Source organism: Acidiphilium sp. JA12-A1 (assembly GCF_000724705.2).
In the GTDB taxonomy this organism is placed as follows: domain Bacteria; phylum Pseudomonadota; class Alphaproteobacteria; order Acetobacterales; family Acetobacteraceae; genus Acidiphilium; species Acidiphilium multivorum.
Genome location: NZ_JFHO01000199.1, coordinates 1 through 492, shown reverse-complemented (window position 1 = coordinate 492; position 492 = coordinate 1). Strand labels below are relative to the sequence as shown.

Genomic DNA, 492 nt, shown 5'->3' with positions numbered 1-492 from the left:
CTGCTTCTGCATTACGACCTGATTCCAAGATCCGTTCACAAGCCGCTCGCCTTCCTGCACATGAGTTTCGGTCTTGCCRTTCTGGCGCTGATGCTGGTCCGCCTTTTATCCGGCGCGCACCGGTGCGCCGGAGTGCCCGAGGAATCGCGCGTTCCGGATCGCTGCGCATACGACCCAGATTCTGTTCTACGCGCTCCTGCTGGCGATGCCGGTGTTCGGCATCCTTTTCGTCGAGGCACATGGTCGCACGGTGCCCTTCTTTGGCCTGTTCACCCTGCCTGCCTTCGTCGGCAAGAATCATGGCGTGCAGGAGGTTTTCGCATTCCTCCATTTCTGGGGCGGCATCGCGGTGATCCTGCTGCTGATCGCCCATGTTGGCGGCGCGGTAAGGCACGAGTTGCGCGGCGAGCGCATGATCCGGCGGATGCTGCCCGGCCGCCGTTCAACGTGATGGCATGGCGGGCGCGAGCCGGCCGCCGAGGCGCACCGGCT

1 protein-coding gene is annotated in these 492 nt (G+C 64.0%); it reads left to right on the top strand.

The window, feature by feature from the left end; translation table 11 throughout:
- Positions 1-157 precede the first annotated feature (157 nt).
- Complete coding sequence (locus RT91_RS22700; RefSeq protein ID WP_343205822.1) at positions 158-451, top strand: cytochrome b/b6 domain-containing protein; 294 nt, start codon at positions 158-160, stop codon at positions 449-451.
- Positions 452-492 lie beyond the last annotated feature (41 nt).